4 protein-coding genes are annotated in these 20,982 nt (G+C 72.4%); all 4 read left to right on the top strand.

Going from position 1 to position 20,982, the window contains the following annotated elements; all coding sequences use genetic code 11:
* Nucleotides 1-2: 2 nt before the first annotated feature.
* Nucleotides 3-5,267: an amino acid adenylation domain-containing protein gene (locus AC07YS_RS06095; protein ID WP_495267571.1), complete on the top strand. Its 5,265-nt coding sequence runs from the start codon at nt 3-5 to the stop codon at nt 5,265-5,267.
* The gene (locus tag AC07YS_RS06090) at nt 5,267-12,310 is read left to right on the top strand and encodes an SDR family NAD(P)-dependent oxidoreductase (RefSeq protein WP_495267568.1); all 7,044 of its coding nucleotides are present in this window, start codon (nt 5,267-5,269) and stop codon (nt 12,308-12,310) included. Before AC07YS_RS06095 ends, AC07YS_RS06090 begins: the two co-directional genes overlap by 1 nt.
* Before the next feature lie 5 nt (nt 12,311-12,315).
* Complete coding sequence (locus tag AC07YS_RS06085; protein WP_495267569.1) at nt 12,316-15,420, top strand: non-ribosomal peptide synthetase; 3,105 nt, start codon at nt 12,316-12,318, stop codon at nt 15,418-15,420.
* Nucleotides 15,417-20,982: amino acid adenylation domain-containing protein (locus tag AC07YS_RS06080; protein ID WP_495275707.1), on the top strand; the 5,566-nt coding region annotated here is incomplete at its 3' end. The genes AC07YS_RS06085 and AC07YS_RS06080, both read left to right, overlap by 4 nt.

Raw genomic sequence — 20,982 nt, 5'->3', positions numbered from 1 at the left:
CGATGCATCCCGTGGATTTCGTGACCCACCTGCGCAGCCTCGCCGCGCAGCGCCCCGACGACATCGCCTTGATCGCCATCGCCGACCGCGACGGCACCGCACTCGACACGCCCATCAGCTACCGCGCCCTCGACGCGCGCGTGCGCGGCCTCGCGGCGCACCTGCAGCAGGCCTTCGCGCCCGGCGGCCGCGCGCTCATCATGCTGGACAACTGCGACGACTACGTTGTCAGCTTCTTCGCCTGCCTCTACGCGGGCCTCGTCGCCGTGCCGGTGTTCCCGCCCGAGTCCACGCGCAAGCGCCACCTGGGCAAGCTCGAAGGCATCGCCGCCGACGCGGGCGCCTGTTGCGTGCTGACCCACGCCGCCATCCGCGATGCGATGGCAGGCGTGGCCGATGCCTTCGCGCAGGCCACGCTCATCGCCGTGGACGAGATCGATGCCGCCGGCGCCGACGCATGGCGCCCGCACACGCCGGCCGCCACCGACATCGCCTTCTTGCAGTACACCTCCGGCTCTACCTCGGCGCCCAAGGGCGTCATGGTCACGCACGCCAACCTGATGGCGAACATGCGCGCGATCGAAGAGGGCCTTTCCGTCTGCACGAGCGACACCTTCGTCACCTGGCTGCCGCTGAACCACGACATGGGCCTCATCGGCGGCCTGCTGCAGCCGATGCATCGCGGTGCGGTCGTGGCGCTGATGTCTCCGCGCTACTTTCTCGAGCGCCCCGTGCGCTGGCTCGAAGCCGTCTCGCGGCTGCGCGCCACGGTCAGCGGCGGGCCCGACTTCGCCTACCACCTGTGCCTGGACCGTGTGTCCGACGCGCAGTTGCAAAGGCTCGACCTGTCGTCGTGGCGCCTCGCGTTCTCCGGCGCCGAGCCGGTGCGCGCCGACACCCTGCGGTCGTTCCAGCAACGCTTCGCGCCCGCAGGCTTTCCGGCCGAGGCGGTCTACCCCTGCTACGGCCTCGCCGAATCGACGCTCTTCGTCACGGGCGGGCACCGCGGCGCCGGCATGGTCGCGCACGCCTTCGACAAGGCGCGCCTGGCGCAAGGCGCCGTGGTGCGCGACGAGGGCGGCGCCATGCTCGTGGGCTGCGGCCGCAGCGTCACGCACCACGCGGTGCGCATCGTCGACACCGCCACGCTGAGCGTGTGCGCCGATGGCGCCGTCGGCGAAATCTGGGCCTCGGGCCCGAGCCTGGGCAGCGGCTACTGGAACAAGCCCGAGGTGTCGCAGAAGACCTTCGTCGAGCACGACGGCACGCGCTGGCTGCGCACCGGCGACCTGGGCTTCGTGCACGACGGACAGCTCTATGTGGCCGGCCGCATCAAGGACATGATCATCGTGCGCGGCCACAACCTGTACCCGCAGGACATCGAGCGCGAAGTGGAGCGCGAGGTCGAGGCCGTGCGCAAGGGCCGCGTCGCGGCCTTCGCAGTCGAGGGACCGGAAGGCGAGGGCATCGGCCTCGCGGCCGAGGTGTCGCGCAGCATCCAGAAGCTGGTGCGGCCCGAGGTGCTGGTCGAGGCGCTGAGCGCGGCCGTGAGCGAACAGTGCGGCGAGCCGCTGTCGGTCGTGATGCTGCTCAACCCGGGCGGCATGCCCAAGACCACGAGCGGCAAGCTGCAGCGCGGCGCCTGCCGCCAGGGCTGGATCGATCGCACGGCGGACGCCTATGCGATCTACGCACACGGCGCGTTCGTGCTGGGCGGCAGCGCCCCGGCAGTCGACACATCCGAAGCCGCACTCGACGACGTCGAACAGGCCCTCGCCACGATCTGGCACGAGGTGCTGCGCCGCCCCGTCGAACGGCCGCTGGCGCGCGACGCGCACTTCTTCACCCACGGCGGCAACTCACTCGCCGCCACGCAGGTGGCCGCGCGCATCGGCGAGCGCTGGGACATCGACTTTCCATTGCGTGCGCTGTTCGAACAGCCGCGCCTGGGCGACCTCGCGCGCGAACTGCGGCGCGTGCTCGCGCTCGGCCAACGCCGCGTGCACCAGCCGATCCCGGCCCTGCCGGCCGAACGCCGCACCGGGCTGCTCGCGCTGTCGCATGCGCAGGCGCGCCAGTGGTTCCTCTGGCAACTCGATCCGCAGAACAGCGCTTACCACGTGGGCGTGGCGCTGCGCCTGTCGGGCGTGCTGGATGCCGACGCACTGAAGGCGGCGCTCGAAGGCCTGCTCGCGCGCCACGAGAGCCTGCGCACCGTGTTCCGCACCGCGGCCGACGGCACGGTCGGCCAGCAGGTGCTGCCGACGGCGCCGCTGGCACTCGCCCACATCGACCTGCGCGCGCTGCCGGACGGCGACCGCGAAGGCGCCGCCGCCGCACAGGCCCGCGCGCTGCAGGCCGAGCCTTTCGATCTCGCAGCCGGCCCCGTGCTGCGCGCAGCCTGGCTCCAGCTCGGCGACGCGCACCACATCCTCGCGATCGTCACGCACCACATCGTGTCCGACGGCGCTTCGCTGCAGGTGCTGCTCGACGAGTTCAGCGTGACCTATGCGGCGCACGCGAAGGGCGAGACGCCGTCGCTCGCCGCACCGGCGATCCAGTACGCCGACTACGCGACCTGGCAGCGCGACTGGCTCGCCGCCGGCGAGGCCGAACGCCAGCTGGCCTACTGGCGCACCCAGCTCGGCAACGACCATCCCGTGCTGGCCCTGCCCACGGACCGCCCCCGCCACGCGGTTGCCAACTACCGCGCGTCCTCGCATGCCTTCGACCTCGACGCGGCCCTCGTCGCCCGCCTGCATGCCACCGCGCAGGCGCATGGCGCCACGCTGTTCATGGTCTTGCTCGCGGGCTTCCAGGCGCTGCTGCATCGCTACACGGGTCAGCCCGATGTGCGTGTGGGCGTGCCGGTCGCCAACCGCCACCGCCCCGAGACCACGGGCCTCATCGGCTTCTTCGTCAACACGCAGGTGCTGCGCGCCACGCTGAAGGGCCGCACCCCGTTCGCGCAACTGATGGCCCAGACCCGCGAGGCCGCGCTCGGCGCGCAGGCCCATCAGGACCTGCCGTTCGAGCAGCTCGTGGACGCCCTGCAGCCGCAGCGCAGCCTCAGCCACAACCCGCTGTTCCAGGTGATGTTCAACCTGCTGCGCGAAGACACGGCCGTGCTGCGCGGCCTGCCGGGCCTGGCGGTCGACGAGTACCGCATGGACGACAGCGCCGCGCAATGCGAACTCGCGCTCGACATCCGCGAGCGCGCCGACGGCCAGGTGCGCGCGGTCTTCACCACGGCCGCCGAGCTGTTCGATGGGGCGACGGTTGCGCGCATGGCTACGCACTACCGCGCGCTGCTCGAAGCGTTGACGGCCGACCCGGCCCGCGCCATCGGCGATGCGCCGTGGCTCGCTGCCGAAGAGCAGGCGCAACTGCATGCCTGGGGCACGGGCACATCGCCCGCATCCGCCGCGACTCCCGCACACCGGCTTTTCGAGGCGCATGTCCGCCGCGCACCCGATGCCATCGCGCTGATAGCCGGCGACACCGAACTTTCCTACGCCGCCCTCGACCGCCGCGCCAACCGCATTGCGCACCGCCTGCTGCGCCACGGTGTGCGGCCCGACACGCCAGTCGCCGTGGCTGTCGATGCCCCGATCGATCGCGTCGCCAGCCTGCTGGCCGTGTTGAAAGCCGGCGGGACCTACCTGCCGATGGACCCCTCGCACCCGCCGCAACGGCTGTCGCAGCTGTTGGCCGACAGCGGCGCCGCGCTGCTGCTGACCGGCAGCCACAGCTCAGTGAATGGAACCGTCGCGCGCATCACGGTCGATGACGCATCGCTCGACGACGAACCGAACGAGGCGCCGCAAGTCGCTCTGCACGACCACCACCTGGCTTACGTGATCCACACCTCCGGCACCACCGGCCGCCCCAAGGGCGTGGCGGTCGCGCACGGCGCGCTGTCGATGCATCTGCAGGCCATGGCCGACACCTGCGGCTTCACGGCGAGCGACCGTTCGCTGCAGTTCGCGCTGCCGCATGTCGACGCCGCCATCGAACAGTGCCTGCTGCCGCTGACCACCGGCGCCGCGCTGGTGCTGCAGCCGCAATGGTGCTCGCTCGCCAGCGAACTCGATGCCCTGCTGCAGCGCCACCGCGTCAGCGTGGTCGACCTGCCGCCGGCCTACGCGCGCCAGCTGCTGCAGGACCAGCCGCCGTTCCACCACGCCGTGCGCCTCGCGCTCTTCGGCGGCGAGGCCTGGACCGGCGAAGACCTCGCGCTGATCCGCCGCGTGCTGCACCCGGCACGCATCGTGAACGCCTACGGCCCGACCGAAGCCGTGATCACGCCGACCCTGTGGTCTGCCGACGCCGAGGCCATCGTGCAGGGCTACGCCCCCATCGGCCGCCCGGTCGGCCACCGCACCGCCCATGTGCTCGACGCCGACCTGCAGCCCGTGCCGCAGGGCGTGCCCGGCGAGCTGTACCTCGGCGGCGACGGCCTGGCGCGTGGCTACCTCGGGCGTTCGGCCCTGACGGCTGAGCGCTTCGTCGCCGATCCGTTCGATGCGGCGGGCGGTCGCCTGTACCGCACCGGCGACCTCGTGCGCTGGCGCGCCGACGGGCAGCTCGAATACCTGGAGCGGCTCGATCACCAGGTGAAGGTGCGGGGCTTCCGCATCGAGCTCGGCGAGGTCGAGGCGCGCTTGCGCGAACAGCCCGGCGTGCGTGAGGCGCTGGTGTGCCTGCACGAGGGCGCAGCGGGCCCGTCGCTCGTGGCCTACGTCGCACCCGCTGCAGGCGCATCGCTCGACGCGACCACGCTCAAGACGCAGCTGGCGCAGGCGTTGCCCGACTACATGGTGCCGTCCGCGTTGATGGTGCTCGACAGCTTCCCGCTCGGCGCCAACGGCAAGGTCGACCGCCGCGCGCTGCCCGCACCGGCGGCCGCCGGCACCCCAGGCTACGAAGCCCCCCGCGGCGACGTCGCGCAAACATTGGCCGCGATCTGGGCCGAGTTGCTCAAGGTCGCGCAGGTCGGCCTGCACGACAACTTCTTCGACCTCGGCGGCAACTCGCTGCTCGTGATTCGCATGCACCGGCTGGTGGAAGACCGCCTGCAGCCGGGGCTCGCGGTGGTCGACCTCTTCAAGTACCCGACCGTCGGCGCGCTCGCCCGCCACATCGAGCAGAAGGGGCGCGGCCCCGCCGCTGCCGCCACCGACGACGCGGTGCAGGCGAAGCAGCGCGCGCAGCAACAGCGCGCAGCCTTGCTGCAACGCCGCCGACCCACGGAAAGAACCCTCTGATGCACGCGCAAGACGACACCCCGCTTTCTGCCCCCGACACCACGGGCCTCGAGATCGCCATCGTCGGCATGGCCGGCCGCTTCCCCGGCGCGCCCGACGTGGACGCCTTCTGGCGCAACATCCGCGACGGCGTTGAGTCGGTCACCGTCTTCAGCGACGACGAATTGCGCGCGCGCGGCGTGCCCGAGCGCGCGCTGGCCGATCCCGACTACGTGAAGGCCGGCGTGCTGTTCGACGGCTTCGACCGCTTCGACGCCGGCTTCTTCGGCTACTCGCCGCGCGAGGCCGAGCACCTCGATCCGCAGCAGCGCATCTTTCTCGAATGCGCCTGGGAGGCGATGGACCATGCGGGCTGGCCGACCGGCCAGAAGGGCGGGGCGCCCGTCGGCGTCTACGCGGGCGACGGCCCCAACCTCTACCTCATGAAGCACCTGCTGCCTGCCGTCGGCATCGACGCGGGCACCGGCGTCGCCGACATGCTGGGCCTCATGAGCGGCAACTCCGCCGGCTCGCTGTGCACGCGCGTGGCCTACAAGCTCGACCTGCGCGGCCCGGCCCTGAGCGTGCAGACCGAATGCTCGACCTCGCTGGTGGCCGTGCACCTGGCCTGTCAGGGCCTGCTGAGCCACGACTGCGACATGGCGCTGGCCGGCGGCGTGTGGCTCAACCTGCTGCAGGAGGGCGGCTACCGCTACCAGAACGGCGCCATCCTCTCGCCCGACGGCCACTGCCGCGCCTTCGACGCCAAGGCCGCGGGCACGGTGATCGGCAGCGGCGCGGGCATCGTCGTGCTGCGCCGACTGGCCGATGCGCTGCGCGACGGCGACACCATCCACGCCGTCATCAAGGGCACGGCCGCCAACAACGACGGCGCCGACAAGATCGGCTTCACCGCACCGAGCGTGCAGGGCCAGGCCGGCGCGATCCGCGCGGCGCAGCTGATGGCCGACGTGCCCGCGCACACCATCGGCTATGTCGAGGCGCACGGCACGGGCACCACGCTGGGCGACCCGATCGAGCTGGCCGCGCTCACGCAGGCCTTCCGTGCCGACGGTGGTGATGGCGGGCGCTGCGGCTACTGCGCCATCGGCTCGGTCAAGACCAACATCGGCCACCTCGACGCGGCGGCCGGCGTGGCGGGGCTCATCAAGGCGACGCTGGCGCTGCGCCACCGCACGCTGCCGCCGAGCCTGCACTTCGAGCAGCCGAACCCGCAGATCGATTTCGCGAGCAGCCCGTTCCGCGTGAACGCCGCGGCGCGCCCGTGGCCCGAGGGCGACACGCCGCGCCGTGCGGGCGTCAGTTCCTTCGGCATCGGCGGCACCAACGTGCACGTCGTGCTGGAAGAAGCGCCGCCCGTGGCCACCGCCACCGAAGCGGCCGGCTGGCAGGTGCTGCCGTTGTCGACCCGCAGCGCATCCGCAACGCGACAAGCCGCGCAGCAACTCGCCGAGCACCTGCGCGCGCACCCCGCACTGCCGCTCACCGACATCGCCCACACCTTGCAGTCCGGCCGCCGCGCCTTCGAGCACCGGAGCGCCGTCGTGGCCGACTGCGTCGAAGGGGCGGTGCAGCTGCTCTCGGCGGGCGAAGGACTGGCCGTGCGCGCCGCGCCCGCGCAGGCGCCCGAGGTGGTCTTCCTCTTTCCCGGCGGTGGCACACAGCACGCCCAGATGGGCCGTGCGCTCTACGAGGACGACGCGGCCTTCCGCGACGACATCGACCGCTGCTGCGCGCTGCTGGAACCCGAGCTGGGCTTCGACCTGCGCACCGTGCTGTTCCCCGCGCCCGGCGGCGAGGCCGAGGCCGACGCGCGGCTGTTCGACATCGCGCTCGCGCAACCCGCGCTCTTCGTCGTCGCGTACGCGATGGCGCAGTGGTGGATGCGCCGCGGCGTGCGCCCCGCGGTGATGATGGGCCACAGCCTGGGCGAGTATGTCGCCGCCTGCCTGGCGGGCGTGTTCCGCCTCGAAGACGCGCTGCGCGTCGCGGCCCTGCGCGGACGCCTGCTGCAGTCGATGCCGCCCGGCGCGATGACCGCCGTGCCGTTGTCGCAATCCGCGCTCGCGCCCTTCCTGGCGCCGGGCTGCGACCTCGCCGCCGCCAACGCCGAGCAGCTGAGCGTGATCTCGGGCCCGCGCGAGGCGGTCGAGGCCGCCGAGGCGCGGCTGCGCGCGGCGGGCCACCTGCCGCGCCGGCTGCATGTGTCGATCGCTTCGCACTCGGCGATGACCGAGCCGCTGCTGGCGCCGCTCGAAGCGCTCATCGCCTCGGTGCCGCGCCGGCCGCCGACGATCCCCTTCGTCTCGAACGTCACGGGCCAGCTGATCACGCCCGAAGAGGCCATGAGCCCCGCCTACTGGGCGCGCCACCTGCGCGGCACCGTGCAGTACGCCGACGGCGTGGGTACCTTGTTGCAGGCGCCGGGCCGCGTGCTGCTCGAAGTCGGCCCCGGCGAAACGCTGGCGGGCCTGGCGCGCCAGCATCCGCTGGCCGACACCGCCGCCGGCGTGTTCGCCAGCCAGGTGCACCCGCAGCAGCAGGCGCGCAATGCGCAGCAGATCGCGCAGACGCTGGCCCAGCTGTGGGTCGCGGGCGTGGACATCGACTGGGCCGCCTGCCGCGCGGGTGCTGCGCGTCGGCGCGTGCCGCTGCCGGCGTATCCGTTCCAGCGCCGCCGTTACTGGGTCGAAGCGCCCAACGCTGCGAAGGTGGCGCAACGTCCGGCTGGCGACGCGTTCTACGTGCCCTCGTGGCAGCGCACGGAGCCGCTGGCCGTCGCGCCTTCGACCGATGCCGGCGGCTGCCTGCTCGTGCTCGGCGACAGCCGCAGCCTCACGGGCCACCTCGTGCGGCAGCTGCGTGCGCAGGGCCGCACCGTCGTGCTGGCCGAGCGCGGCACCGCCTTCGCACGCACGGCCCACGGCCACTGGACGCTGCGCCCCGGCGCGCGCGACGACCACGCCCGCTTGCAGACGGAGATCGCGGCCGACTTCGGCGCCATCGCCGGCATCTACCACCTCTGGAGCCTCGACGAAGCGCTGCCCGCTCAACAGCCGCAGGCCGAGCTGCTCGAGCGCAGCTTCTTCAGCCTGCTCGCGCTCGTGCAGTCGCTCGACGCGGGCGAGCGCACGCTGCCGCTGGCCGTGGTCGCCAACCAGCTCGAAGACGTCACCGGCACCGAGCCGCTGTGCCCCGAGAAGGCCACGCTGCGCGGCATCGGCAAGGTGATCGGCCAGGAGTACCCGCGCGTGCATTGCCGCGTGATCGACGTGGTGCTGCCCGCGCCCGAAAGCGATGCCGAAGGCCGGCTGGTCGCGCAGATCGTGGCCGAGGCCGCGGCGCTGCAGGCCGAGCCCGGCGAGCCGCTGGTGGCCTGCCGTGGTGCGCACCGCTGGATCAAGACCTACGAACCCGCGACGCTGATCGCCGCTGTGCCAGCGCGTCTGCGCCGCGAAGGCGTCTACCTCGTCACCGGCGGCCTCGGCGGTGTCGGCCTCGCGCTGGCGAAGCACCTGGCCGTGCAGTGGCAGGCGCGGCTGGTGCTGCTGGGCCGCACGGCGCTGCCGGCGCGCGCGGATTGGCCGGCGCTGGTGGCGGCCGACAGCACGCCCGCCGCTCTGAAGGCGCGGCTGCAGCAACTGCTCGAACTCGAAACGCTCGGCGCACAGGTGCTCACCGTGTCGGCCGATGTGTCCGACGCCGACGCGATGCGCGCGGCCTTCGCGCAGGCCAATGCCCGCTTCGGCCCGCTGCACGGCGTCGTGCATGCCGCCGGCGATGCGGGCGGCGGCATGATGGCCGGGCGCACGCGCGCGCAGGTCGACACCGTGTTCGCAACCAAGGTGCGCGGCACGCGCGTGCTGCTCGACGCGCTGCGCGGCCAGCCGCTGGACTTCGTGCTGCTGTGCTCGTCCATCTCCAGCGTGGCCGGCGGCCTGGGCATGAGCGACTACGCTGCCGCCAACGCCTACCTCGACGCCGTGGCCGTCGCGCATGAACGGCTCGGCGCGTTCCCGGTGTTCTCGGTCAACTGGGACGCCTGGCGCGGCCTGGGCATGGCCGCGCACATGGACGTGCCCGACGACATCGGCATGGACGGCCCCGAAGGCGCGCGCGTCTTCGAGCGCATCGTCAATGGCCCGGTGCGGGCGCAGACCGTGATCTCGACCACCGACCTGGCCACGCGCCTGGGCCCGCTCGACAACGGCATGCTCGACCTGCTCGGCGACGAGGCACCGGCCGCTGCCGCAGGCGCGGCCCATCCCCGGCCCGCGCTGCAGACCCCGTTCGTCGCGCCGCAGGGCGAGGTCGAGACGGCACTCGCCGCGCTGTGGACCGAGCGCCTGGGCATCGCGCCCATCGGCGTGAACGACAACCTGTTCGAACTCGGCGGCGACTCGCTCGTCGCCATCCAGCTGCTGTCGCGTGTGCGCAAGCGCTACGCGACCGAGCTGCACCCGAGCGAGTTCTTCAAGGCGCCGACCATCGCCGGCCTGGCCGCGCGGCTCGGTGTCGCCTCGACCGCCGCCGCGCCGCAGCGCAGCGCGATGGAGATCACGCCCGTGGCGCGCGGCGGCGCGCTGCCGCTGTCGCCGATGCAGCGCCGCCTCTGGCTGGTCGATCGCCTCACCGACACCGCGAATCGCAGCGGCCGCGCGGCCTACAACATGTCGGCCGGCCTGGCGCTGCACGGCGAGCTCGACATTGGCGCGCTGCGTGCCGCCATCGACGCCATCGTGGCGCGCCACGAGGTGCTGCGCACCGTGTTCACCGAGGACGACGAGGGCGAACCTATGGCCGTCGTGCGCCCCGGCGCGCCGCTCGATATTCCCGTCATCGCACTTGACGACGGCGCGCGCTACGGCCCCCTGTTCGACGAACTGGTGCGCGCACCGCTCGCGCTGGCCGAAGGTCCACTGATCAAGGCCACCGTCGTACGCATGGCCGCGCTCGAGCATGTGCTGGTGCTCGTGGTGCACCACATCGTGTTCGACGGCTGGTCGATTGCCGTGTTCGCACGCGAGCTGGCCGCGTTCTATGAGCGCGCGCGGCGCGGCCAGCCGCTGGCACTGGCACCGCTGCCCGTGCAGTACGCCGACTACGCCGCCTGGTATGCGCGCGCGCTGGCCTCCGACGGCTTCGCGCCGAAGGCCGCGTTCTGGCGCGAGCGGCTGGCGGGCGCACCGCAGGCCTCGGGCATCAAGCCCGATCACCAACGCCCCTCTGTGCCCACGCACGCCGGCGATTCGGTGCGGCTCACGCTCTCGCCCGCGCTGTCGCAGTCGCTGGCCGCGCTCGCGCGGGCGTCGGACACGTCGCTGTTCACGCTGCTGCTGTCGTCGTTCTTCCTGTTCTTCCACCAGGCCTCGGGCGCGGACGACATCGTCATCGGCACCGACGTCGCGGGCCGTGGCCATCCGGACCTCGAAGGGTTGCTGGGCTTCTTCGTCAACGTGGTGCCGCTGCGCTCGCGCCGTGCGAAGGCAGGCACCGACTTCGCGCAATGGCTGGCTGCCACCAAGGCCGACACCCTGGCCGCGATGGATCACCAGGACATGCCTTTCGACCGCATCGTCGAGCTGTCGGGCGTGCCGCGTGCGCGCGACCGCAACCCGCTGGTGCAGGTGCTCTTCGTGCTCCAGAACACGCCCGAGATCCGGTTTTCCATCGAAGGCGCCGAGGTCCAGGTGCTGCCCCAGCAGATGAACGAATCCAAGTTCGACCTGGCGGTGTTCGCCAGCGAACACGACGGCGCGCTCACCGCCGAGTGGGTGTTCGCCACCGACCTCTACCGGCGGGAGACCGTCGAAACCTTCACCGCTTCGTGGCATGCGCTGCTGGAGCGGATCGTCGCCACACCCGGCCAGCCGATCGACGCGCTGGCCCCTATGCCTTCGGAGGAATCCATCGCCATGACAAACGCTCCCAACGTCCGCCCGGCCTCGAAACTGGACAAGCTCGGCAAACTTGGAAAGCTCGACGCCCTGGGCGCCGGCCGCGCGCCCGTGCGCGCCGCCGCGCGGCCCGCCGTGCAGACCTCGTTCCTCAAGCCCGGGGCCGAATTTCCCATCGTGCTGCAGGCCACCAGCCCCGAGCTCGACACCGTCGCTTGGGCCAAGGGCCAGGCCGACTACATCGAGATGCTGGTCGCCAGGCACGGCGGCATCCTGTTCCGCGACTTCGGCCTGAAGACACCGCAGGACTTCGAGGCCTTTGCCGAAGCCATCGAGCCCGAGCTGTACGGCAGCTATGGCGATCTGCCGAAGAAGGAGGGCGGCAAGAAGACCTACCGCTCCACGCCGTACCCCGAGCGCCAGATGATCCTGTTCCACAACGAGAGCGCGCACCTGGACCGCTGGCCGCGCAAGCAGTGGTTCTTCTGCGAGCTGCCGTCGCCCGTGGGCGGCGCCACGCCCATCGTCGACTGCCGCGAGATGCTGCGCCGCCTGCCGGTCGAGGTGGTGGCCGGTTTCGAGCGCAAGGGGCTGCAGTACGTGCGCACCTTCACGCCCGGCCTGGACGTGAGCTGGCAGGATTTCTACAAGACCGATCGCCGCGAAGACGTCGAGGCCCGCCTGGCCGCCGCCGGCATCGAATGGCGCTGGTTCGACGGCGACACGCTGCAGACGCGCACCCGCTGCCCGGCCGTGATCCGCCACCCGCTGACCGGCGAGCGCGTGTTCTTCAACCAGGTGCAGCTGCACCACGTCGCCTGCCTCGAGCCGCAGGTGCGCGAAGACCTGCTGGCCATGGGCGGTGTCGAGCGCCTGCCGCGCCATGTGACCTACGGCGACGGCTCGCCCATCGCGGACGAGACCATGGCCATCGTCGGCGAGGCCTACGAGGCCTGCGCCGTGCGCTTCGACTGGCGCCAAGGCGACGTCGTGATGCTCGACAACATGCTCGCCGCCCATGCGCGCGACCCCTTCGAGGGCCCGCGAAAGATCGTGGTGGCGATGGGCGCGATGTTCGACCGCGCCGCGCTCGACGACGGTGCGCGCGGCGCCGAGTCCCGCCTGGCCGACGAACAAGGCGCCTGAACGAAATGACGACCATGACCGACCACTTCGACGACACGACCTTCCCGCTGAGCCCTGAACAACGCGCCGTGCCGGCCGATGCGCCGCGCCTGCTGCTGCGCGCCGACATCGAGGGCGGGCTCGACGCTGCGCGCCTGCGCGACGTGGTGGCGCGCGTACTGGGCGCGCACGGCGCCCTGTGCAGTGCCATCCGCGCGGTGCCGGGCTACCGGGGGCTGCGCCAGCAGTACACCGAGGGCATGGCGCCGCTGGCCTGGAGGAACGCCGATCTGCGCGATGCGCCCGAATCTGCGGTCATCGAATGGCTGGCGAACCTGCAAGCCGCGCCGTTGGACATCGCGCGCGGTGAGATGGTCCATGCCGGGCTCGCACGCACCGGTGAAGGGCGCCACACGCTGGCGCTTTCCGTTCATGCCTGGGTCGGCGACCGGGGCAGCCTGCAGCACCTGTTCGACCAGATCGCCATGGCCTTCGCGGACGCGAACAGCTTCGATGCCGCCGAGGTGTTCCCGTATGCGCGCTTCGTGACCTGGCGCCAGGACCTGCTCGACGGCGAAGACGCCGCCGAGGGCCGCGCCTACTGGCAGCGCTACCTCGCGCAGGCGTCCTCGCTCACGCCGCCGCGCCTCGTCGGCCGGCAAGCGGCTGCCTCCCAACAGGCTGCGCGCGTGCGTGCCGACGAATCCGTCAATGCCACTTTGGCGGGCCGCATCGCCGCCTGCGCCGACACACTGGGCGCCCAGCCCGACACGCTGCTGCAGGCCGTCTGGTGGCTGCTGCTCGCGCGGCTGGACGGCACCGGCCGTTTCGTCGCCGGCTGGCAGCACGACTGCCGCCGCGACTACCCGCCGATGCAGGGTGCGGTCGGCGTGTTCGACAAGGTGCTGCCGCTCATCGTCGAGACCGCGCCCGAGATGCGCTTTGCCGACTGGTTCGACAACGTCGACGGCACGCTGGCCGCGCATGTCGAGGCGCAGGAGTACTGGGCCGTCGAGGCGCCGCCCATTGCCACGCACCTCGCGGTCGGCTTCGCGTGCCACGAACGACCGCGCCGCCACGGCGTCGATCCGCAATGGCAACTGGTTGCGCTGCCGGGGCCGCTGCCGGCTTTCGAACTCGCTCTGCAGATCGCATGGGACGCCGACGGCGCTGCGCTCTCGGTGCATGCCGATGCCGCGCGCCACAGCGAGATGGCGGCGCAGCGCCTGCTGATGCAATACCTTTGCCTGCTGGATGCCATCGTCGAACGCCCCGACACCGCGCTCGGCGCGCTGCCGCTGGTCGGTGCGCGCGAGCGCGAGCTGCTGCTGCAGTCGCAAGAGACCGTGGCCGATGTCGGCACGCAGACCGTCACGCAGCGCATCGCCCATTGGGCCGTCGAGACGCCCGACGCGCCCGCGCTCGAAGCGGGCGAGCAGCGCCTGAGCTACCGCGAACTTGACCAGCGCGCGGGCCGCGTCGCCCGCTGGCTGCAAGGGCAGGGCGTGGTGCCGGGCACCATCGTCGCGCTGAACCTGCCGCGCGCGCTCGACCTGCCGGTGGCGATCCTCGCCGTCTGGCGCTCGGGCGCCGCCTACCTGCCGCTCGACCCCGACTGGCCCGAGGCGCGCCGCGCGGCGGTGCTGGCCGATGCGAAGCCGATGTTCACCATCGACGCCGCATTGCCCGATGCGAGCACGCTGCCCGAAGCGCAAGCCGCATCGCACATCGCCGCACCGGGCGACCTCGCCTACGTGCTCTACACCTCCGGCTCCACCGGCACACCCAAGGGCGTGGCCGTCGAGCAGGGCCAGTTGCAGAACTACGTGGCAGCCGCATCGGCCGCGATGCAGCTCGACACCTGCCGTCGCTGGGCGCTCACCAGTTCGGTGGCGGCCGACCTGGGCAACACCGCGCTGTTCGGCGCGTTCTACAACGGGGCCTGCCTCGTCGTGGCCGCGCCGCACGAGGCGAAGGACGCCGAGGCCTTCGCGCACTTCATGCGCGCACACGCCATCGACGCGCTGAAGATCGTGCCCTCGCACCTCGAGGCGCTGCTCGAAAGCGCCGCGCCCTGCCTGCCGCGCACGCTGGTGCTGGGCGGCGAGGCCGCGCCGCGCGCGCTGGTCGAGCGCATCGCGCGGCTGGCGCCGCAGTGCGCGGTCTACAACCACTACGGGCCGACCGAGGCCACGGTCGGCGTCATGGTGCATGCCGTCGAACCCGGCGCGCCGGTGCCCGAGCAGCTGCCGCTGACGCGCGTGCTCGCGAACAACCGCGTGCGCGTGCTCGATGCGTCGCGCGGCCTCGTGCCGGCCGGCGGGCTGGGCGAGGTTTACATCGGTGGTGCGCAGCTGTGCCGCGGCTACCTGAACCGCGCGAACGCTGACGTGTTCGTCGCGGACCCGTTCCGCGCCGGTGAGCGCCTCTATCGCACGGGCGACCTCGCGTGGGTGCTGCCCGAAGGCGGCCTGCGGCTTGCGGGGCGCGCCGACCACCAGGTGAAGGTCCACGGCTACCGCGTCGAGCCGGCCGAGGTCGAGGCGGCGCTGCTGGCGCGGCCCGGCGTGCGCCAGGCCGTGGTGCTGGCCGTGCCCGATGCGGCCGGCGCCGCCACGCTCGCCGCCTTCTTCGTCGGCGACAGCGAGGCGACCGACGGCCGCGCGCTGCGCGAACAACTGGCCGCGTTGCTGCCGGCGCACATGGTGCCCGCGAGCTGCACGGCCGTGAGCGCCTTCGCGCGCCTGCCGAACGGCAAGATCGACCGGCTCGCGCTGGCGGCCTCGGCCCCGGCCGAAGCGCCACGGCGTGCAGTGACGGCGCCGCGCGACGCGCTCGAAGCGCTGCTTGCCGACGGCATGGCCACGCTGCTGGGCAGCGGCCCGGTCGGCGTGGAAGACGACTTCTTCGAACTCGGCGGCCACTCGCTGCAGGTCATCAAGCTGGTGGCGCGCATCCGCAAGCTGCTGCAGGTCGAGGTGGCGGCCGGCGTGGTGTTCGACCACCCGACACCCGCGGCGCTCGCCGCCGTGCTGCGCGAGGCGAGCGCCGATGCGGCTGCGCTCGAACAGCTGGCGCAGACGCACCGGCAGCGCGACCTCGCCGACGAATCCGTGGGCGAGGCCGCATGAGCATCGCCATGGACGAGATCACCCGCACCGTGCACGACGGCCAGGCGGTGCCGCTGTCGTATGCGCAGGAGCAGCTGTGCTTCCTGCAGAAGCTGGAGCCCGGGCTCACGGCCTACAACCTGCCGCGCGTGTTCCGGCTGACCGGCGCGCTCGACGCCGATGCGCTGGAACGCGCGTTCCAGGCGGTCGTCGCGCGCCACGCGATCCTGCGCACGCACTTCGTCGAGCACGACGGCATGCCGATGCAGGTGGTGCAGGCCGAGGTGCCGTTCGCGCTGGAGCGCATCGATCTCTCGGACCAGGGCGCCGACGCGCAGCAGGCATCGGTCGATGCGCTCGTGCGCCGCACCGCGACGCATGTGTTCGACCTGGGCCGCGCGCCCGCATTGGTCGCACGGCTCGCGACGCTGGCCGACGACCGGCATGTGCTGACCGTCTGCCTGCACCACATCGTCTCCGATGCCTGGTCGAACCCGATCCTGGCGCGCGACCTCGGCGCGGCCTACGCGCTGGCGCTGCGCAGCCAGGGCCCGGTGCAGCTGCCGCCGCTGCCCGTGCAGTACGCCGACTTCGCCGTGTGGCAGCGTGCCCGCGTGCAGGGCGGGGCGCTCGCGCCGCAGCTCGCGCACTGGAACCGCCACCTCGGCGACGAGGTGCCGTCGCTCGACTTGCCAACCGACCGTGCGCGCCCCGCGCAACAGACCTTCGCCGGCACCGCGCTCGGCTTCGAGCTGCCGCCGGCCCTCGCGGCGGCGCTGCAGGCCTTTTGCCGCGCCGAACGCTGCACGCCGTTCGTCGTGCTGCTCGCGGCCTGGCAGGTGCTGCTGTCGCGCTGCAGCGGGCAGGATGACTTCGCCATCGGCGTGCCCAACGCAGGCCGTCACCGCGAGGAGGTGCAGGACCTGCTGGGCTTCTTCATCACCACGCAGGTGTTCCGCGCGCGGCTCGCGCCCCGGCGCACGCTGCGCGAGGTGTGCCGCCAGGTGCGTGCCGACGCGCTGGCCGCGCTCGACCATGCCGACCTGCCGTTCGAGGTGCTGCTGGCCAGCCGCAAGGACCGCCGCGATCCCGCGCGCAGCCCGCTGTTCCAGGCCATGTTCGGCGTGCAGATGGCTGGCGAGGCCGTCGCGCTCGACTTCGCGGGCGTGCGCGCCGAGCTGGAAGAGTTCGACGATGCGGGCGCCAAGTTCGACCTGTCGCTGGACTTCTACATCGACCCGCAAAGCGTGCGCGGCCGGCTCGAATACAACACCGACCTGTTCGACGCCACGACCGCGCAGCGCCTGGTGCGTGCCTACCAGCGCGTGCTGCAGGCGATGTCGGACGACCCCGACCGCGTGCTCGCGAACCTCGTGCTCACCGATGCGGACGACGAGGCACGGCTGCGCGCGTGGAGCGAGAACCTGCCGCACCGCCCGTACACGCAGCCCGTGCACCAGCGGATCGAAGCGCAGGCGCGCGAGCGGCCCGAGGCGGTCGCGCTGGTGTTCGGCGACACGGTGCTGCGCTACGGCGAACTCGACGCGCGCGCCAACGCGCTCGCGCATCGTTTGATCGGCCTGGGCGTACGGCCCGACATGCCCGTGGGCATCGCCGCCGAGCGCAGCTTCGAGATGGTGGTGGGGCTGCTGGCGATCCTGAAGGCCGGCGGCGCCTATGTGCCCATCGACCCTGAGCTGCCGCGCGAACGCATCGCCTACATGCTCGAAGACAGCGGCGTGACGCTGCTGCTCACGCAGTCGCACCTGCGCGAGGCGCTGCCGGTCGCGGCGCACGTGCAGGTGCTCGCGCTCGATGCGCTCGACCTGTCGGCCGAATCCACCGCGTGCCCGCAGGTCGCGCTGCATGGCGAGAACCTCGCCTACGTGATCTTCACCTCGGGCTCCACGGGCCGCCCCAAGGGCGCGGCCAACCGCCACAACGCCCTCTACAACCGTCTGGCCTGGATGCAGGACGCGTACGCGTTGAACGATGGCGACACCGTGCTGCAGAAGACACCGTTCGGCTTCGACGTGTCGGTGTGGGAGTTCTTCTGGCCGCTGATGCAGGGCGCGCGCCTTGTCGTGGCCGCGCCTGGCGATCACCGCGAGCCGGCACGCCTGGTCGAGCTGATCCGCACGCACGGCGTGACCACGCTGCATTTCGTGCCCTCGATGCTGCAGGCCTTCCTGGCGCACGACGGCATCGAGGCCTGCAGCAGCCTGCGGCGCATCGTCTGCAGCGGCGAGGCGCTGCCCGCCGAGGCGCAGGCGAAGGTGTTCGAGCGCCTGCCGGGCGCGGGGCTGTACAACCTCTACGGCCCGACCGAGGCGGCCATCGACGTGACGCACTGGACCTGCCGCGCCGACGGGCTGAACCACGTCGCCATCGGCCGCCCCATCGCGGGCTGCAAGACCTACGTGCTCGATGCGGGCCTGAACCCGGTGCCGCCGGGCGTGGGCGGCGAGCTGTACCTGGGCGGCATCGGCCTGGCGCGCGGCTACCTGCACCGGCTGGGCCTCACGGCCGAGCGCTTCGTCGCCGATCCGTTCAGCGACAGCGGCGAGCGGCTGTACCGCACGGGCGACCTCGTGCGCTGGCGCGACGACGGCCAGCTGGCCTATCTGGGCCGCATCGACCACCAGGTGAAGGTGCGGGGCTTTCGCATCGAACTCGGCGAGATCGAGGCGCAGCTGCTGGCGCAGCCGCAGGTGCGCGAAGCCGTGGTGGTGGCCGACGAAGGACCGGGCGGCACGCGGCTGGTCGGCTACGTGTCGCCGCAGCCCGGTGCGGCGGTGGACGCGGCCGTGCTCAAGGCGCGCCTGGCCGAGGTGCTGCCCGAGTACATGGTGCCGGCGCTGCTGTGCGTGCTGCCGGCCCTGCCGCTCAACGCCAACGGCAAGATCGACCGCAAGTCGCTGCCCAGGCCCGAGCGCAGCGGGGCGCAGGCCTACGAGGCGCCCGAGGGCGTGGTCGAACAGGCGCTCGCCACGGTCTGGGCCGAGGTGCTCGGCCTTCCGCGCGTGGGCCGGCAGGACAACTTCTTCGAACTCGGCGGCGATTCGATCCTGAGCCTGCAGATCGTGTCGCGGCTGCGCACGGCGGGCTGGAAGCTCACGCCGCGCCAGATGTTCGAGCGCCAGACCGTCGCCGGGCAGGCGGCCGTGGCCGAGCCCGTGGGCGCGGCGGTGCAGGCCCAGCAGACCGCAGCCGAAGGCGAGGTGCCGCTGCTGCCGTTCCAGGCCGCGTTCTTCGAGGCTGACATGCCAGAGCGCCATCACTGGAACCAGTCGCTGCTGCTGCAAGGCCGCGAGCCGTTGGCGGTGCCCGCGCTCGAAGCCGCGCTGGCGGCTGTGGTGCAGCACCACGACGCCTTCCGCTTGCGCTTCCATCGCGCGGCCGATGGCCGCTGGCGGCAGGCCTACGAGGCCCTGCCGGCGCGCTGGCGCGAGGAATGGCTCTGGGTGCGCGATGCAGCGAACCCCGCGCAGATCGCCGCACTGTGCGACGAAGCGCAGCGCAGCCTCGACCTCGCGCACGGGCCGCTGCTGCGTCCGCTGGTCATCCGCCTGCCCGGCGGCGACTGGCGCCTGCTGCTGGCGGCGCACCACCTCGTGGTCGATGGCGTGTCGTGGCGCATCGTGCTCGACGACCTGGCCACCGCGTACGCGCAGCGCCGCGACGGCCGGCCGGTCGCGCTGCCACCGAAGAGCGCCAGCCTGCAGGCCTGGGCGCGCGCGTTGCGGAGCGAAGCCGCCGAGATGGGCGGCGAACTCGCGCACTGGCAGGCCTTCGCCGACGTGCCGGTGGCGCTGCCCTGCGCGCGCCCCGACGGCGTGAACACCGTGGCGCGCCGCGCCAGCATCGCGTGGCAGCTCGACCGCGCGCGCACGCAGGTGCTGCTCAAGACGGCGCCGGCCGCCTACCGCACGCAGGTCAACGACCTGCTGCTCACGGCACTGGGGCGCGCGCTGTGCGGCTGGAGCGGGCATGCGCAACTCGCGATCCTGCTCGAAGGGCACGGCCGTGAAGACATCCTCCCCGCGCAGAAGGCGCTCGACCTGTCGCGCACCACGGGATGGTTCACCAGCCTGTTCCCCGTGCGGCTCGATCCGCTGGGCGCGTGGGGCGACGCGATCAAGCGCGTGAAGGAAGACCTGCGCCGCGTGCCGCAACGCGGGCTCGGCCATGGCGTGCTGAGGCACCTGGGCACGGACGCACAGCAGCAGGCGCTGCGCGCGTTGCCGCGTCCGCAGCTGGTCTTCAATTACCTGGGGCAGGTGGATGGTGCGGCCGAGGCCGCATGGTCGCTCGCACCCGAAGACGCGGGCGAGCCGGTCGCGGCGAGCGCGTCGCTGCTGCACGAGTTCAGCGTCAACGCGCAGGTGCGCGACGGGGCGCTGCAACTGACCGTGGACTTTAGCGCGGCGCGCCATGCGGCCGACGACGTGCAAGGCTGGGTGAATCGCTTCGGTGACGAACTCGAGGCGCTGATCGCGCACTGCACGTCGGGCGCTTCCGGTGTCACGCCGTCGGACTTTCCGCTGGCCGGGCTCGACGCCGCGCAGCTCGACGCACTGCCGCTGCCCGTGGCGCAACTCGAAGACCTCTATCCGCTGTCGCCGATGCAGTCGGGCATGCTGTTCCACAGCCTGGTCGATGCGCAGGGCGAGGTCTACGTCAACCAGCTGTGCATGGACATCGACGGCCTCGATGCCGAGCGCTTCCGCGCCGCATGGCAGCGCGTGCTGGCACGCCACGAGATCCTGCGCAGCGGCTTCCTGGCCGCCGGCGCCACGCCGTTGCAATGGGTGGCGCGCGGCGCGGAGATGCCTTGGCTGGTGCAAGACCTGCGCGAGAGCGCCGACGTGCCTGGCGCGCTGGCGCGGCTGGCCGCATCGCAGCGCGCGAGCGGCTTCGACCTGGCGCGCCCGCCGTTGATGCGCATCGCGCTGGCGCGCACGCAGGCGCAGCGCCATCACCTCGTGTGGACCTACCACCATCTGCTGCTCGACGGTTGGAGCGTGGCGCAGCTGCTGGCCGAGGTGCTGCGCAGCTACGCGGAGCAGGCGGGTGAGCCCGCACCGGGGCGTTTCCGCGACCACATCGCGTGGTTCGCCGCGCGCGACGCGCAGGCCGGCGAAGCGCACTGGCGCCGCGTGCTGGCCGGCGTGGAAGAACCGACGCGCCTGGCGACCGCGCTGGTGCCTCCGGTCGCGCCGCGCTCCGGCAAGGCCCGCCAGCGGCTGGCCTTCGACCCCGAAGCCACGCGCGGCCTGCGCGAGGCCGCGCGCGCCGCGCACGTCACCCTCAACACGTTTGTGCAGGCCGCCTGGGCGCTGCTGCTGGGCCAGCGCACGCGCACCGGCGCCGTCGTGTTCGGCGCCACCGTCGCCGGCCGCAACGCCGAGATGCCGGGTGCTGAGCGCATGCTGGGCCTGTTCATCAACACGCTGCCCGTGGTCGCGCGCGTGCGGCCCGGCCAGCCCGTGGGCGACTGGCTGCGCGAACTGCAGGCGGCGCAGGTTGCGTCGCGCGAACACGAGCACACGCCGCTGCACGAGATCCAGGCCTGGGCTGGGC

It is taken from the genome of Variovorax sp. GW458-11-26-14-LB1, assembly GCF_059423965.1.
Note: the sequence above shows the minus strand (reverse complement) of the source record. Positions and strands in the feature narration are given on the sequence as shown.

Excerpts from the sequence above, each read along its gene's own strand:
- AC07YS_RS06095 (WP_495267571.1), top strand. The coding sequence starts at position 3 with ATGCATCCCGTGGATTTCGTGACCCACCTGCGCAGCCTCGCCGCGCAG.
- AC07YS_RS06090 (WP_495267568.1), top strand. The coding sequence starts at position 5,267 with ATGCACGCGCAAGACGACACCCCGCTTTCTGCCCCCGACACCACGGGC.
- AC07YS_RS06085 (WP_495267569.1), top strand. The coding sequence starts at position 12,316 with ATGACGACCATGACCGACCACTTCGACGACACGACCTTCCCGCTGAGC.